The organism is Pseudomonas sp. SH10-3B (genome assembly GCF_019891415.1).
Classification (GTDB): domain Bacteria; phylum Pseudomonadota; class Gammaproteobacteria; order Pseudomonadales; family Pseudomonadaceae; genus Aquipseudomonas.
The window spans coordinates 172898-188543 of the sequence record NZ_JAFLXD010000002.1 but is presented as its reverse complement, the minus strand read 5'-3'; the positions used below and the strand labels follow the sequence as shown (position 1 = coordinate 188543).

Below are 15646 nucleotides of genomic sequence, written 5' to 3'. Positions count from 1 at the left end.
GGAATGGCTGGATGCGCCCAGCTTTATCAGTATGGATAACTGGCCTGGTCGTTGGAGCCGGACTGGCGCTCAAAGCCAATGACCACGCCGTGCAGGCTGAAACAGGCGTCCCGGGCGAGCGGGGTTTCGGCAGCGAGATGTCGGAAAAATCGACTTTACGAGACGGGCACTTCCTGAATGTGTTTTCACGTCTCCGAGCTATCAATATTCCGTTAGTCCATCTGCAAGTCGGCCGCCAAAACGCCCCCATAAATGTCCAAAAAAAGTGCAATGCCTGACATATATTGGAATTCACCGCGTAGCCCATTTCCTAAAGTGAAAAATAGCCGGCAAATTCGCCCGGTAAAATCACGACATCTCCACTGAGCGTTACTTAGATTTCGCAGTTCTTTCTATTCGATGGAGCTGCAGATGCCTCAGCCCTATGCGTTCATCAACGAACGCCAACAAACGTCGACCGAACTCAAGGCCCGTCTTGACCTGAGCGGACCCGCCGCCAAGAAGTTCGACTTACTCAACAGCCATATCCGCAACGTAGTGGTTCTACCGGGCCAACTGGTGATCATCGGAGACGACTCGACGGCCATGTGCACGCCGCAAGAGTCGCGGTTGATGCAGTCTGCATGGGACATTCGCCATAGCGTAATGGCCGAAGGCGGAGCTGAGTTTGCTTTGCAGAACTATGACCTGTTGCAGCGTTTGCTGGGCTACACCTCGCTCGGCGTCGGAACGGCGGGCGATGCGTGGAGTCGGCACTTGAAGGACATCGCCAAGACCCTGGAAGACATTGACGCCTTGCACAAACAGTCCCTGCGCCGAGGCGGCGGTGCTGCGCGCGATGAGTTCCTGGCACGTCGCCAGGTTTTGTTTACCCAACTGGAAAAGCAAATGCGTGGGTTCGCCCGTTACGGCACCGGCTTGCGTAATGACGGATCGATCAAGAAGATGCTGGGGATTTCCACCAGGAGCTATCTGCATACCGGAGCGATCAGTCGGTATGCCGAGAGGATTACGAAGATTGCCAGGACGGCGAAGGTGCTTAAAGCCGGGACGCCGTTGGGGATTGCCTTGAGTACTGCATCTACTGCGCTGGAGATCAAGGAGGCGTGTTCAACGGGGAGGGAGGAGCAGTGTAGTAAGGCGAAGTATGTGGAGGTGGGTAAGCTGGGCGGAGGTGTTTTGGGTGGGATGGCAGGCGGGACCATCGCGACAGTCCTATGCGTAACCGTATTGGGCATTACAACTGGGCCTGTGTCATTGAGTTGCTTGTTGATCGCCGGTGGAACCGGAGGTGCAGTTATGGGGAGTTATGGGGGGGAGCTCGGTGAGCACCTAGGAGAAAAAATATATGAATATTGACCGCTTACTCAACCTTCCTATGAAGTTCTGGTTTAGTGCGGGCATCCTGTTTATTGCCCTTGTTTTCAATATATTAAGCGTTTTCCTAGCGTATCGACGATTGGATGAAATGGAGACGCGTTTAAGTAAATGCAAGCTTGTCACCTTTAGTAAAGGGTTCTGGGGCAACTCGATTCGAGGAAGAATGGTTCGTCTGTGTGTCGTGATGTCGACGGTTGCAATGCCGTGGTGGAATATAAAGCGCGGTACCGTGGACCGGCAGCAAGTGCAGGATTTCCCCCGCGGTCTAAAGCGTGTACTTCAGGGAATGACTATTGGGGGAATAATTTTTATGTCGGTTGCCATAGCCGACACCTTTTACAAATGGCTAAGCGCGTAATTAAAACCAAAAAAAGCCCCATGACCGAATGGACCACGGGGCTAAAAATTGGCTGGATGCGACCAACCAAAGGAGCTCTTTACGTTACTTGGCAGTCGCTACGACGGTGTCTGGCTTCCAGCCACCCCCCAGCGCCTTGTAGATCGCCACAATCCCGCGATACAGGTCCACTTCGGCCTGGGCCTGGGAGTCTTCGGCGGCCAGGCGTTCGCGTTGCGCGTCGAGCAGGACGAGGAAGTCCACGGTACCTTCGCGGTAGCGGATCGCGGCGAGGTCGGCGGCGGCACGGCTGGATTCGCTTTGACGGATCAGCGAGACCAGGCGTTGCTGACGCTTGCCGTAATCACTGAAGGCATTCTCGGATTCTTCCAGCGCCAGCAGCACTTGTTGCTCGTAGCTTGCCAGGGCGCCGTCGGCTTCGGCGTCTGCGCCACGCAGCCGGGCACGTACGCTGCCCAGGTCGAAGGCGGCCCAGGTGATGCTCGGGCCCAGGGCCCAGGCATTTGCGGCGGACGAACCGATCTGCGAACCGCGCCCGGCGGTAAAGCCGAGGAAGCCGCTGAGGCTGACCCGTGGGAACAGGTCGGCCTTGGCCACGCCGATGCGCGCGGTGGCGGCGGCCAGTTTGCGTTCGGCGCTGAGGATGTCCGGGCGCCGTTGCAGCAGTTGCCCTGGGTCACCGATCGGTAATGCCTTGGCAATCGCCGGCAGGTCTTTCGGGCCCAGGTCCACGGTCAGCTTGTCGGGGCGCTGGCCGAGGAGGGTGGCGATGCGGTTGCGCTCACGCACCTGTTCGGCTTGCAGTTGCGGCACGCTGGCCTCCACTGCTGCGAGGCGTGCGTCGGCACGCTCCACGTCGAGTTGGTCACCCACACCGGCGTCGCGCAGGCTGACGGTGATGGTGCGCGAGTCCTGCTGGTTCTTCAGGTTGTCGAGGGCGATGCGTTCACGCAGTTGCGCGCCACGCAGTTGGCCGTAGGCGTCCACCAGTTCGGCAATCATGGTGACTTGCAGTTGGTACAGGTCGGCCTCGGCGGCTTGCTGGTCGGCGTCGGTGGCTTCCAGGTTGCGCTGGATACGCCCGAACAGGTCCAGTTCCCAGGCCATGTCCAGGCCCAGGTCGTAACGCTCGGTCTTGACCCGGCTGGTGGTCTGGCCGGGTATCTGGCCCTTGCCCTGGTCACTGCTGACGCGACTGGTAATTGTCGGCATGGCGTCGTTGCTGGCGTCATCACGGATCGCCCGCGCGGCCCGCAGACGGGCAAACGCCACGCGCAGATCCCGGTTGCCTTGCAGCGATTGCGTGACCAACTGGTTGAGGGTCGGATCGTCGAACTGCTGCCACCAGATGCCTTCGAACTTGGCGTGGTCATACTGCTTGGCATCCGCGGCGGCGGTAATGTTCGCCGCCTCCGGGGTCTGGGTCTTGTAGTCCGGGCCCACGGCACAGGCGCTCAGCGCCAGTACCAGCAAGCTCGGCAGGAATACTTTCACACTCATTGCTGTGTCTCCAGCTTCAAGGCCTTGGCCGCTTTGCGCGCTTCGCTGCGCTCTACATAGCGACGGATCAGTACGTAGAACACTGGCGTCAGCAACAGACCGAAGAAGGTCACACCGATCATCCCGGAGAACACCGCCACGCCCATGGCATGCCGCATCTCGGCACCGGCACCGCTGGACAACACCAGTGGCACCACACCCATGATGAAGGCGAACGAGGTCATCAGGATCGGCCGCAGACGCAGGCGGCAGGCTTCCAGTACCGCGGCGAGCGGGTCGAGGCCTTCCTGCTGTTTGTCCTTGGCGAACTCGACGATCAGAATCGCGTTCTTACACGCCAGGCCCACCAGTACGATCAGGCCGATTTGGGTGAAGATGTTGTTGTCGCCGCCCGAGATGATCACCCCGGTGATGGCCGACAGCAGCGTCATCGGTACGATCAGGATCACCGCCAGCGGCAGGCTCCAGCTTTCGTATTGGGCGGCGAGTACCAGGAACGCCAGCAGTACGCAGAGCGGGAACACGAACAGTGCGGTGTTGCCCGAGAGGATTTGCTGATAGGTCAGGTCGGTCCACTCGTAGGTCATGCCGTTGGGCAATTCATCCTTCAACAGTTTTTCAATCGCCACCTGGGCCTGGCCAGAGCTGTAGCCCGGTGCCGCGTTGCCGTTGATTTCAGCGGTGATAAAGCCGTTGTAGTGCATCACGCGGTCCGGGCCCGAGGTGTCGCTGACCTTGATAAAGGTCGCCAACGGGATCATCTCGCCTTTGTTGTTGCGCACTTTCAGCTGGCCGATCTGGTCGGAGTCCTGGCGGAACTGTTGCTCAGCCTGCACATTGACCTGATAGGTACGCCCGAAGCGGTTGAAGTCGTTGGCATACAACGAGCCCAGGTAAACCTGCAGGGTGTCGAAGATGTCGCTGATCGCCACGCCGTGGGTCTTGGCCTTTTCGCGGTCGATGGCGGCATCGACCTGGGGCACGTTGACCGTGTAGCTGGTGAACAGGCCGAACAACTCGGGCACGCCACGGCTCTTGGTGATGACGTTCTGCACTTCTTTGTACAGCTCGTCATAACCCAGGTTGCCACGGTCTTCGATCTGCAGGCGGAACCCGCCGATCGTGCCCAGGCCCTGTACCGGCGGCGGTGGGAAGATCGCCATGTAGGCTTCTTCGATATTGCTGTATTGGCCGTTCAGTGCACCGGCAATCGCACCGGCGGACATGCTTGCGTCTTTGCGCTCATCGAACGGCTTCAAGGTCACGAACACGATGCCGCTGTTCGGGCTGTTGGTGAAACCGTTGATCGACAGGCCAGGGAAGGCGATCGCGCTTTCCACGCCGGGCTGTTTCAGGGCGATGTCCGACATGCGCTTCATCACGTTTTCGGTGCGATCCAGGCTCGCAGCGTCGGGCAATTGGGCGAAGGCCACCAGGTATTGCTTGTCCTGGGCCGGTACGAAACCGGTCGGGGTGTGGGCAAATCCGAAGAAAGTCAGCACCATCAGGCCGGCGTACACGAACAGGGCAATCCCACTGCCGCGAATCACCCGGCGCACAGTGCCCACGTAGCCATGGCTGGCCTTTTCGAAAAAGCGGTTGAACGGACGGAACAACCAGCCGCCGAAGAGCTTGTCGAGGACCTTCGAGAAGCGATCCTTCGGTGCGTCATGACTGCGCAGCAACACGGCGGCAAGGGCAGGGGACAGGGTCAGCGAGTTGAACGCCGAGATCACCGTCGAGATCGCAATGGTCAAGGCGAACTGTTTGTAGAACTGCCCGGTCAAGCCACTGATAAACGCGGCTGGAATGAACACCGCACACAGCACCAGCGCCGTGGCGATGATCGGCCCGGTCACTTCACTCATGGCTTTTTCAGTCGCCGGGAACGGCTCCAGGCCCAGCTCGATATTACGTTCGACGTTCTCCACCACCACGATGGCGTCGTCCACCACGATGCCGATGGCCAGTACCAATCCGAACAGCGACAGCGCGTTGAGCGAGAACCCGAACAGGTGCATCACCGCAAAGGTACCGATCAACGAAACCGGCACGGCCACCAACGGAATGATCGAGGCGCGCCAGGTCTGCAGGAACAGGATCACCACCAGCACCACGAGGATCAGCGCTTCGAACAGGGTGTGCACCACCGCTTCGATGGAGCCGCGTACAAAGATCGTCGGGTCATAGGCGATGCGGTAATCCATGCCTGCCGGGAAGCTCTTTTTCAGCTCGGCCATCTTGTTGCGCACATCGTTGGAGATGTCGATGGCATTGGAGCCGGGGCGTTGGAAAATCGGTATCGCGACGGCCGGCTGGTTATCGATCAGCGAGCGCAGTGCGTATTGGCTGGAGCCCAGCTCGACCCGGGCGATGTCCTTGAGGCGTGTGATTTCGCCGTTGGCGCCGGCGCGAATCACAATGTTCTCGAACTCTTCCTCGGTGACCAGACGGCCCTGGGTATTCACCGACAACTGGAAGCTGGTGTCAGACGGTGCAGGCTGCGCGCCCAAGGCACCGGCCGCGACCTGGCGGTTCTGCTCGCGGATCGCCGTGACCACATCGGTCGCGGTCAGGTTGCGCGAGGCAGTCTTGTTCGGATCCAGCCAGACGCGCAGGGAGTAGTCGCCCATGCCGAACAACTGCACGTCGCCGACGCCGCCCAAGCGGGCCAGCTCATCCTTGATATTGAGGATCGCGTAGTTGGACAGGTACAGCATGTCGTAGCGCTGATCCGGGGAGGTCAAGTGCACCACCATGGTCAGGTCGGGGGAGGCCTTGTCCACGGTAATACCGATGCGTGTCACTTCCTCAGGCAGTTTTGGCTGAGTCCGCGTCACCCGGTTTTGCACCTGCACCTGCGCATTGTCCAGGTCGGTGCCCAGGGCGAAGGTGATGGTCAGGGTCAGTTTGCCGTCGGCGGTCGACTGCGAGGACATGTACAGCATGTTCTCGACGCCAGTGATGGCTTGCTCCAGCGGAGCGGCTACGGTTTCACCGATGACCTTGGGGTTGGCGCCGGGGAAGTTGGCACGCACCACCACGGTCGGCGGCACCACTTCCGGGTATTCGCTGATCGGCAATTGGAACAGCGAGATCGCACCGGCAATCAGGATCAGCAGCGACAGCACTGCTGCGAAGATCGGCCGCGAAATGAAGAACTTGGAAAAATTCATCTTGAGTCGTATCCCTTAACCGCGTGGAGTCGCAACGGCTGCGAGCTTGGGCGCGGTTTTTTCCGGCGCCACTTGCTCCAGGTTGCTGGCTTCAAGCGCTTGTCGTTGTTGGGCCAAGGCGGCGAGGGTTTCCTGGCTGGCCATCGGGATGGTTTCCGGGGCGACCGGCGAGCCTGGGCGCACGCGTTGCAGGCCCTTGACGATAATAGTGTCGTCCTTGTTCAGGCCGCTGCGCACGATGCGCAAGCCTTCGATCTTCGGCCCCAGTTCCACCGCGCGGTACGCTGGCTTGTCGCCTTCCATCACCAGCACGAACTTCTTGCCCAGGTCGGTGCCGACGGCCTCGTCGTTGATCAACACGGCCGAGTAGGTGCCGCTGCCGACCAGCTTCAGGCGCGCATACAGGCCAGGGGTGTATTCGCCCTTGCTGTTATCGAACACGGCGCGACCACGGATGGTGCCGGTGGCCGGGTTGACCTGGTTGTCGACGAAGTTCATCTGGCCCAGGTGCGGGTTGCCGGTTTCATTCGACAGGCCCAGGTACACCGGGGTGGTGGCGCCACGGCGGCCTTGGCGAGCCAGCTCGGTGTATTTGAGGTACACGCGTTCATCGGCATCGAAGTAGGCGTAGACCTTGTCGGTGGAGACCACGCTGGTCAGCGCGGTGACGTCGGCGGTCACCAGGTTGCCGGCGGTGATTTCGGCACGGCTGACGCGGCCGCTGATCGGCGAGGTCACGCGGGTGAAGCTCAGGTTCAGCTTGGCCAGGTCCAACTGCGCCTGGATCCCGGCGACGGCGGCGCGGGCTTCCTGGGCGGCGGTGGTGCGCGAGTCGGCCAGTTCGGCGGAGATCGCATTGCTCTGGCGCAGGCGTTCGCCGCGCTGGGCTTCGTTGTCGCTGCGGGTAGCAGCGGCGCGGGTTTGTTGCAACTGGGCTTCAAGGCGGCGCACTTCGGCCTGGAACGGACGCGGATCGATCTGGAACAGCAGGTCGCCTTTCTTGACCAAAGCGCCTTCGGTGAAAGCGACTTGGTCAATCTGGCCAGAGACCCGTGGACGAATCTGTACGGTTTCGGGCGCTTCCAGGCGACCAGTGAACTCATCCCACTCGTTGACCGGCTGCTCAAGCACCTTGGCCACGCTGACTTTCGCCGCAGGCATGGCGGCCGCTTGTTCCGGGGTCTTGCCGCACGCGCTCATCACCACCACGGCCAAGATCGCCAGGGGGAAGCGCAAATGTTTGAGTGACTGTTCCATGAGGTGCATCCGCCAATGTATTTGAGATGGGCGGATCATGCGCGGCGAGGCGGTATGTCACGAATCGAATGAAGCAAAGGTAACTATCATTCGGAATGATATAAGCGCGAGATTAGCCCTCTAGCATGGGGCTTTCGTTAGGGAGCTATCAATGGGCGTGATGACAAAGGACTGTTGCGCAGCGTGCAAGTAACGTCGATTTCGGCAGCCGTATGGTTACTATGGCGCACGCCGTTATTTCGACCAGGAAGTCATTCATGACCACGCTCCAAACGTCGCTCCGTAAGAAACTCAGGACACAGAGCAACGCTTTTTCGCTTTCGCTCAGCCGGACCCTCACAGTCTTGTCCGAGCGCATCACCCAGGCTCAAGCGACAGTTACCTCCATCAACGGCCTGAGTACGCGCAGCGCCGAAAGGGAACGCCTCGACGCCCTGGCACCGACCCTGGCGCGTGTGCAGAAGTGCCTGCAGAGGTTCAAACAGCAGAAAAGCAAAGGGTACGGGCTCGGTTGGCTGCTCAACCCTTTGGGTACGCGTCAGGCGTCCCGTGAACTCAAGGCCGCCCGGCTCAAGCATGAGCAGGCTGTCTTGGCGTTCGATGAGCCAACCATCACTGCGAAGCGCGACAGTGACATCGACCAGCACAACCGTTACGTCGCCGCCCAGCGCGAGGAACAGCTCAGACTCAAGGCGCTACTGGAGAAGCTGATTAAAGCCCAGCGTCAGTTGAATGACTTCAAATTGGCGGCGACGCAGGCGTTGGCCGCCGCAAGTGGGGACGGATGGCTGGCCCCTGATTTCGCCATCACCTTCGCCCGCGTCATAGACTCTGTGCGCAAGGCAGATATGCCACAGGCCCACCACTATCTGGCACAACTGATATTTCAAAAAACACCGGATATGGCAGCCTATGGCGCGTTGCACAAGGGGGCCGAAGCTATTCGCAAACGCGCCAATCAGGATCACTTCGGCGTCGCGGTGACGGGCGGCTTTCCCAACATTGTTGCGGCTTGCGCCAGCCTGGCGGCGGCCAACATGCACAGCGGCCCAGCCAGTGAGCTGTTGCAATGTCGTCAAACTGCCGATCAGTGGCAACTGTTGAGCCAATTGGCAACGTCACCCACTCACCTGTCCAACGATGTGCTCTGGGCGATCTACTGGGCGATGTTTCAGTGCGAACAGGAAATGGCCAGGTTCCTGAACAGCGCGGCGGCTATTGAAGATCTTTTGAATGGCCGGTTCAGTGCCTACGTCGAACACTGGCTCACGGGCTGGGCATCCAAACAGATCCCACAGTTCGGTTACCCCATGTCCCAGTCTTTCCTCGGCACGTTACAACTGGCGGGTACCCCCGAAGAAAGTCGCTTGGGTGCCGATCTTGGCGTAATCATTTCATTGAATATTGGTGGTCTGGTCTGTCGCAAAGCCGTGCTTTTGCAAGCCAAGCGGGCAAAGGACTGGGTTGCCGATGTTGGCAGTAGAAAAGGCCAGCTACCCAAGCTCTCCACGTTGCAGCGGGGAGGGTATTACCTGTTCTATCACGAGTCGGCGAACCTGCAATTGGCCTGCGCTGTTCCAACGGTCAGCTCTGCTCAAGCGTTGGAGCAGCTGTTGCTCACGGCGGGCAAAAAGCCGGATGGCACTTACCTGCCCGTGGACGTGCGCGAGACGGGGTGGGATTGGGCGAGCTTTATCAGTTTTGGCCTGTGTGACGCCCATTCGGGCATCGGTGAGCCGTTCGAAACCATTGATGAGGCGCTGCAGATTCTGGGCAGTGGCGAGACCGGTGAGCTACCCCTGCGCCTGTTCATGATCGCGATCGAAGATGAGGCGTACGTTCATGAGCTTGCGCAGCGTGTGCGTGAACGCTATGTGGACCTGCACATGCCGCTGACTAAGAAAGAAAGGAAACAGATGGGTGGGGACGAGCTTGAGTACAGTCACCGTATGTGAAATGCCGAGGGCCTGCCTGGCATTCGCTTGAGAGCAACAGGGCTGCGAGCCAACCTCACTCGCAGCCCTGGTTTTTACACGGTACCGAACCCCACCTGCACCGTCAGCGCTCCCTGGTTATCCCCCAAGCCAATGCCATAACGTCCGTCCAGATCATCGTTGATGCACAGTTGCAGCTCACCGGTCTGTCCCGCCGGAATTTGCGCCAGGTCACCCACCAGAAACGGTGTCCCGCTGCTGCTCACACGGCCAATCAGCGCCCCCTCATTCGCCCCCGGCAAGGTGTAGCCTGCCTTGGCGATCAACCCTGGGCTGCCATTACCATCGACCATGCCGCCCACCGGGCTGGCCAGCCACTTGCCGCTGACATAACGCACCAGGCGCGGGCTCGGGCCGCTGATCTGCACGCCGGTGCCTTGCCATGGCTGGTTGGCCTGCACCTGTAGCGTCGCGGCTTTAAGCTCGTTGCACAGGGTGTCGCCGGCCTGGATCGACAGCGCGGCGATGGTCAGGCTCGGGTTGGAGGTGCCGGTGGTGGGGAACACGCCATCGCCCACCAGGAACAGGTTGTCGTGGTCCCAACTGCGTTGGGTCTTGTCCACCACCGAGGTCTTGGGGTCGTCCCCCATGCGGTAGGTGCCCATCAAATGCCCGGCACCCTGGAACGAATAGGATTGCCCTTGGTAGGTGAACACCCCAGGCGGGATGTCGGCAGTCAGTTCGGTGGCCCCGAGCAGTTCGGTGATGATATGGCTGGCCAGGATCCGTGCCTGTTTGAAGCCCTCCTTGGTGTAGTCGGACAGGTCGTAGTGGATTTCCGGGCGGGGTATGCCCAGGCGGTCCTTGTACTGGCTGGACGGCACGATGTAGCAGTTAGCGTTATTGGGATCTTCCTCCACTTGCTCCACCAGGAAACCTATCCGAAATTGCCGCGTGAGCAGGTTGTTCAGCTGTTGCACCAGTGCCGTGCCGAACAGCACCTGGGGCGCGCCCGGGGCGTTTGGCAGCGGGTTGGTCTTGCTCACGTTGGTGCCATCAATCAGGTCGGCGACGGTGGTGTAGGGATCGCCGATCGGCCAGTTGAAGCCCTCGTTGCCGATCTCGATCCGCCAGGCCGCGCGCTGGCTGCGGAACGCGCCGTCGCGCAGGCTTTCGATGCCGGAGGTGGACACCGGGCCGCGATACGGGAACACCGTCTTGCCTTCGGGCATCAGGCCCCAGGCCAGGTAGATCGGATGGTCCGCCAGGCTGCGCCCGACCTGGCCGCTGCTGTTGGCCACGCCGTTGGGCCAGGCGCTGCTGGTGGAGTTGAGCAGCAACTTGGGCGTCTCGATGGCATGGGCGGCGATCACGTAACGTTGCCCCACGGCAACGCCAGTGCCGGTCGGTGGCCCATCGCCGAGCTGATACTGGATGAACTCGATACCGCTGATGCTGTTGTCCGCCGCCACAGTGACCTTGCTCGCCACGGTCTTGTACAGCACCCGCACATTGCCGGTGTTGAGCGCGTTGTTCATGGTCACCGTGGCATCGTACTTGGCCTGGATCGGGCAGATCGGCGTGCAGTTGGTGTTACCCGCGCACACTCGTCGCCCGGCATACGGTTGCGAGTTGCGTCCGGCCGGCGTCGGGCTGACCACCAGGGGCAGGCCCTGGAACGCCTGGCCCTGCACCGCGCTGACGAAGCTGCCATCGACCAGCGACAGCGGGATGCTGGTCATCGGGTATTCGTAGTTGGCCGGGAAGGTAATGCCCAGGTACGCCTGGTCGGCCACGTTCGCCGCCACACCGATTTCCGCCTCGGCACGGCAGTACGCGCTTTGCAGGTCGTTGTAGCTGATCGGCCAGTCCACCCCCACGCCGTACAGCGTCTTCATCTTGAAGTCATTCGGCAACATACGCAGGCAGGTGGCGACCCAATGCCAGGTGGTGCCGCCGCCCACGCGCTCATAGGTACTGGTGAACGGCAGCGGGCCTTTTTGCACCAGGTAGCTGATATCGGGGTTGTTCCAGCCGTTGATCAGGTCGGCGATGGTCGCGCGCGGTGCGTTCTGCTCAGCCGGGCTGCGCGCCGGGCTCAGGGTGCTCACCGGCGGGTAGGGCGATTCGGGCGTCTTCAGTGTGGCGGTGTAGAAACGCTCCAAGTACTGGTTTCGATTGGGCGGGATTTCCGGGCCGGACTCCAGCACCAGCACTTGCACCCCGGCCAGGCCCAGTTGATAGGCAATGATGCTGCCTGCAAGGCCCGCACCGACAATCACCACATCTGCTTGTTCGCTACTCATGACGACGCTCCTGGCTGAGTGCTGGCGGTGACCCCGGTGAAGTCTTCCAGGCTGGGCGGCGGGCTGTTCCAGTAGCCAAAGAAAAACTCGCTGTAGCCCATGGGGTGAGCCTGGGCGATACTCCACGCCCAGCTTTGGGTGTAGGCCTCGTCACTGACCACGGTTTGCTCGCCGACCGGAAATGCACCCTGGGTATACGGCTGGTACCACACGCCCAGCAGCCAGAGCTTCATGATCGCGCGTGCCACCTGGGCGGTTTGCGTCGGTGCCGGTTGGCCGTTCTGCATCAGAATCGCTGTGCCGATTTGCTGCGGTGTCGCCTGCTCGGCCACCAGCGTTGCGTATTGCGCGAGCAGGGTGCTGAGCACGCTTTGGCCGACACGCGGACCGATGAACGCGAGAAAGGTCGTGGGCAGGCCGATGGGGTCTACCGACGGCGCCAGCAGTTCCTGATTGATGCCGGTGAGCACCACACTCAGGCCGGTGAAATTGTCCAGGTCGGTACTCATGGCTGACTCCTTGTCACACCGGTGGATTGGGCGCGCTCGAGCAGGTAGGTGAAGTCCGCGAAGCTGGTGCGCGGCGACTGGGTCACGTGGGTGGCGGCATTGCCGTGACAGGCAATGCAACTGGACGACGCCTGGGGCACAGTGCCCTGGATATAGGTCTCCAGCGTGGCATTGGCGAGGAACGAAGGTGCCGGGTTACCCAAAGGCTTGGTTGCGGAGATCTGGCACGGCGGTTGGCCGCTGAGTGTCGGCCACTGGGTGCTGATCAACTGGTAGTTGGCCCATACGCTGTCGGGGTTAACCGTGCGCAGCAGGGTCTGGTAGGTGGTGTTGAGGGCCTTGGTTTCATTGGTCAACGGTATCTCGCGCACGATCTGCGAGGGCGTGGCCTTCACCGCCGGGTTCCACGGCCTGGGCGGCGGCTGATTGACCTCGGCCTGGCTGCTGGCGTTGTAGAACAGGTACGGGCCTTTGCGCTCGGCGGGCGGCGTGGTTTTTTCCGGCACATTGTCGACGTGCTCAAAGGTCGACCACACCCACTGCGGCGCGCTGGTGGTCTTGTGCACGATATGCAGGCCCACCAGCCCGACCGGCTCGGCCACGCAGGACTCGGCCACCACCGGCCCCTTGCTCGGGTCGCTGTTGCCTGGCGTATACACCAGCGCGTCGACACTATGGAAGCTGGCGGGATTGTCGTTGCCGTCCAGCACTTTCCATGATGCCTTGACCATCAGCGAGCCCACCTCACTGGTGTTCGGGTTACCGCAACTGAACGCCACTGCATTGGTCGGGCTGGCGGCAAAAAACGCCTGTTGGCCCTGGATGCTGTAGAGACCGTTGTTGACGATGCCGTCGAACATCGATTGGTTGACCACGATTTCATTGCGCGTGTACACGCCGCTCTGATCCACCAGAGGGCCGCTTTCAAACGGCTGGATAAACTCGTCGAGCACATCCGGAACCTTGCCCATCTGTTGCAGCAAGCGCCCGGAGCCCTTGCCTTCACAGGCTTTCGGTACGCTGGCGGGCGCGTGAAAAGGCAGTGGCTTCTGCCCTTGGGCCAGGAATATCTGATAGCTCTCCTTATAGCTTTCCCACACGGTGGCCGCGTCCTGCTGGCCGATCTGCACACCGCTATTGGGTTGACCCGTATCCAGCGCCGGCCAGTTCAACGCAATGAACGTCTGCCACGACATTTCATCGAAGTTGGCTTGCAGGCTGTCGAGAGAGAAGGGCGGGGTCGCCGTGACATCGAAGGGTATTTGCGTAGACAACGTGGGGGCCGCGACGACCAGGGGGCTCAGCAACGCGCCAAACAGCGCACAGCCGAACCCGGGCCGGGGGCGATGGGTTTCCATTCTCATCGGTATCTCCTAGGCATCAGACGCCAGGAGACAGTGGGTCCGTCATGGACTCTTCAATGCGCCTCCTGGCACGGGCTAGAGCGTAGATAAGGTTGGCGGCGCAGGTGTATGGGCGGCTAGATTTGTTCGTAATAAAAACAATCGCCAAGAAGAGGTTCAGGCGCGCTCTGTTCGAATATAAGTGCGAAACACATGGTCCCACAGCGGCGAAGAAACCCCGAAGTTCTTCTCGATGCCTTTGCGGTGATGCAGATCGTGATTGGCCACCAGCCCCGGAATAAAAGCGTAGGCCCAATGCTGCGGGCGGTGCATCACGTAGTGCAGCGAGATGTAGACGAAATAGCCGGCTACGGCGCCGATAAAGGCCGAGGTGAGGCCGGTGAACCAGGCGAGCAGCAACAGCAGGGCAAAGGTCGAGCTGGTTTTCCAGCTGGACACGCCGATGTAGGCCAGCACGTCGATATGGTGGGTCCAATGCTCGCGGCGATACAGCGAGTGGAACAGGAAACGGTGCGCCGAATACTCCACCAACGTCCAGGCCAGCAAGCCTGCAAGGGCGAGGGCCAGGTCAAACGGTGCGAGGTAAAGGGCCAGGACGACGAACAGCGGAACGGTAAAAAAATCGAGGTAATAAGCGACTGACGACATCAGCCATTTATTGGAAGCAGCCATGTGCGGAATATCCCTGTAGTGCTCAATGGATGGGCGCGCGATTTTCAGCTGTTGCGCTGTTACACACAACTGTTCGCGCAGGCACTGGCAGCAAAATGAGGGGTGTGTCACATCGTCGCCATACTGCGAACGGCGGGCGTGTGTTGTGGGCCCGACCCAATGCGTTGGGCCGGCAGTTGTTGCTTGCTTCACGAATAAAAGAGATTAATCAGCACGTCCGCCGCGATTAACGCCACGGCGAGGATAAACAGTACTCGAAGGCTCATGAGCGCGCTTACAGCGATGCGTTAAGTTCGTCGATCAGCGTCTCTCGGTACTTCAGCGCCGATATCGACAGCTCACCGAGCTTGCTGGCAACCGCGCTTAACAAACCCTGCGCGAGCAACATAAAGGCACACATGCTGTTGCTGAAGAACAAGCTGTGATTGGGGACATAGAAGCTGTGCAAGGCCACCTTCGCCAGTGGCGAGCTGGCAGAGTCGGTCAGTGCGATGACCTTGATCCCATGGCGAGCGGCGACCTCGGCAGTCGCGAGGACGCTGGGGGTGTAGGGAAAGCAGCTGGACACCACCAGTACGTCACCCTTGTCCAGTTGTGCGAGGGCATCCGCCACACCTTGGCGACTGGAATCCAGGGCCGCCACATCCGGACGCAACATCCCCAAGCCGTAGGACATGAACAGCGCCAGTGAATTGAACTGGCGCATGCCATGGATCCGAACCCGGCGGGCACTGGCCAGCAGTTCCACCGTCTGTACAAACACATCGGGATCGACCTGCTCGATCATGCTGGCGATGTTGGCGTTTTCCTGGCGGCCCAGGCGCGTCAGCTGATTGAGGATGTCCTTGTCTTCATGATTGATGACCAGCCGTGAGGCCTGATCACTATAGAAATGCTTGCCCTCGGTAATCTCTCGGCGAAACACATCCTGCAATTTGCTGAAACCGCCATAGCCCAGCCGTTGCGCGAGCCGGGACAGGGTCGAGGCGTTGACATCCAGTTGCTGCGCCAGCTCGCTGATCGAACACACTGCCGTGCGTTGGGGGGATTCGATCAGCGCCATCAGCACGCGCCTGGAGCTGCTGCCCAAGGCAATATCGACCTCACGCCGCTCGATGGCCGCGAGCAGTTGCTTGAGGCCGTCCAACGTGTCGGGAAGTGCTGCCGGGACTTTATTCATTAACGGTATC

At 60.5% G+C, this 15646-nt stretch carries 11 protein-coding genes; 3 read left to right on the top strand and 8 right to left on the bottom strand.

Features of this window, described 5'->3' with window-relative positions; all coding sequences use genetic code 11:
* Nucleotides 1-411: 411 nt before the first annotated feature.
* Together J1G35_RS02815 and J1G35_RS02810 are read left to right on the top strand one after the other, a co-directional pair.
* Nucleotides 412-1359: a hypothetical protein gene (locus tag J1G35_RS02815; protein ID WP_223013345.1), complete on the top strand. Its 948-nt coding sequence runs from the start codon at nt 412-414 to the stop codon at nt 1357-1359.
* Nucleotides 1349-1738 (top strand): hypothetical protein, encoded by a 390-nt coding sequence (locus J1G35_RS02810; RefSeq protein ID WP_223013343.1) that lies wholly within the window; start codon nt 1349-1351, stop codon nt 1736-1738. Before J1G35_RS02815 ends, J1G35_RS02810 begins: the two co-directional genes overlap by 11 nt.
* Nucleotides 1739-1822: 84 nt before the next feature.
* Here J1G35_RS02810 and J1G35_RS02805 read toward each other — a convergent pair whose 3' ends face one another.
* Genes J1G35_RS02805 through mexE form a run of 3 tightly spaced genes read right to left on the bottom strand, consistent with a single transcriptional unit; the run spans nt 1823 to nt 7671 of the window.
* Nucleotides 1823-3238: a TolC family protein gene (locus J1G35_RS02805; protein ID WP_053130465.1), complete on the bottom strand. Its 1416-nt coding sequence runs from the start codon at nt 3236-3238 to the stop codon at nt 1823-1825.
* On the bottom strand, nt 3235-6414 hold the full coding sequence (locus J1G35_RS02800; RefSeq protein ID WP_223013341.1) for an efflux RND transporter permease subunit: 3180 nt from the start codon (nt 6412-6414) through the stop codon (nt 3235-3237). Before J1G35_RS02800 ends, J1G35_RS02805 begins: the two co-directional genes overlap by 4 nt.
* 15 nt (nt 6415-6429) lie before the next feature.
* Nucleotides 6430-7671 (bottom strand): multidrug efflux RND transporter periplasmic adaptor subunit MexE, encoded by a 1242-nt coding sequence (gene mexE / locus J1G35_RS02795; protein WP_053130485.1) that lies wholly within the window; start codon nt 7669-7671, stop codon nt 6430-6432.
* Between the two features lie 257 nt (nt 7672-7928).
* Here mexE and J1G35_RS02790 point away from each other — a divergent pair, with 257 nt between their 5' ends.
* Nucleotides 7929-9626 (top strand): hypothetical protein, encoded by a 1698-nt coding sequence (locus J1G35_RS02790; RefSeq protein WP_223013339.1) that lies wholly within the window; start codon nt 7929-7931, stop codon nt 9624-9626.
* Nucleotides 9627-9700: 74 nt separating this feature from the next.
* Here J1G35_RS02790 and J1G35_RS02785 read toward each other — a convergent pair whose 3' ends face one another.
* The 5 genes from J1G35_RS02785 to J1G35_RS02765 all read right to left on the bottom strand — a co-directional run bounded on the left by J1G35_RS02785 (nt 9701) and on the right by J1G35_RS02765 (nt 15636).
* The gene (locus J1G35_RS02785; protein WP_223013337.1) at nt 9701-11911 is read right to left on the bottom strand and encodes a GMC family oxidoreductase; all 2211 of its coding nucleotides are present in this window, start codon (nt 11909-11911) and stop codon (nt 9701-9703) included.
* The gene (locus J1G35_RS02780) at nt 11908-12420 is read right to left on the bottom strand and encodes a sorbitol dehydrogenase (RefSeq protein ID WP_223013335.1); all 513 of its coding nucleotides are present in this window, start codon (nt 12418-12420) and stop codon (nt 11908-11910) included. The genes J1G35_RS02785 and J1G35_RS02780 overlap by 4 nt, the downstream gene beginning before the upstream one ends.
* The gene (locus tag J1G35_RS02775) at nt 12417-13784 is read right to left on the bottom strand and encodes a cytochrome C (protein ID WP_223013333.1); all 1368 of its coding nucleotides are present in this window, start codon (nt 13782-13784) and stop codon (nt 12417-12419) included. Before J1G35_RS02775 ends, J1G35_RS02780 begins: the two co-directional genes overlap by 4 nt.
* A 156-nt stretch (nt 13785-13940) precedes the next feature.
* Entirely contained in the window at nt 13941-14456 is a 516-nt protein-coding gene (locus J1G35_RS02770; RefSeq protein WP_223013331.1) for a sterol desaturase family protein, read from the bottom strand.
* A gap of 274 nt (nt 14457-14730) precedes the next feature.
* Nucleotides 14731-15636, bottom strand: a complete 906-nt coding sequence (locus tag J1G35_RS02765) for a MurR/RpiR family transcriptional regulator (RefSeq protein WP_027605664.1) — start codon at nt 15634-15636, stop codon at nt 14731-14733.
* Nucleotides 15637-15646 lie beyond the last annotated feature (10 nt).

Bases quoted from the DNA above. Each gene is read 5' to 3' on its own strand.
- J1G35_RS02815 (WP_223013345.1), top strand. From the start codon at position 412: ATGCCTCAGCCCTATGCGTTCATCAACGAACGCCAACAAACGTCGACC.
- J1G35_RS02810 (WP_223013343.1), top strand. From the start codon at position 1,349: ATGAATATTGACCGCTTACTCAACCTTCCTATGAAGTTCTGGTTTAGT.
- J1G35_RS02805 (WP_053130465.1), bottom strand. From the start codon at position 3,238: ATGAGTGTGAAAGTATTCCTGCCGAGCTTGCTGGTACTGGCGCTGAGC.
- J1G35_RS02800 (WP_223013341.1), bottom strand. From the start codon at position 6,414: ATGAATTTTTCCAAGTTCTTCATTTCGCGGCCGATCTTCGCAGCAGTG.
- mexE (WP_053130485.1), bottom strand. From the start codon at position 7,671: ATGGAACAGTCACTCAAACATTTGCGCTTCCCCCTGGCGATCTTGGCC.
- J1G35_RS02790 (WP_223013339.1), top strand. From the start codon at position 7,929: ATGACCACGCTCCAAACGTCGCTCCGTAAGAAACTCAGGACACAGAGC.
- J1G35_RS02785 (WP_223013337.1), bottom strand. From the start codon at position 11,911: ATGAGTAGCGAACAAGCAGATGTGGTGATTGTCGGTGCGGGCCTTGCA.
- J1G35_RS02780 (WP_223013335.1), bottom strand. From the start codon at position 12,420: ATGAGTACCGACCTGGACAATTTCACCGGCCTGAGTGTGGTGCTCACC.
- J1G35_RS02775 (WP_223013333.1), bottom strand. From the start codon at position 13,784: ATGAGAATGGAAACCCATCGCCCCCGGCCCGGGTTCGGCTGTGCGCTG.
- J1G35_RS02770 (WP_223013331.1), bottom strand. From the start codon at position 14,456: ATGGCTGCTTCCAATAAATGGCTGATGTCGTCAGTCGCTTATTACCTC.
- J1G35_RS02765 (WP_027605664.1), bottom strand. From the start codon at position 15,636: ATGAATAAAGTCCCGGCAGCACTTCCCGACACGTTGGACGGCCTCAAG.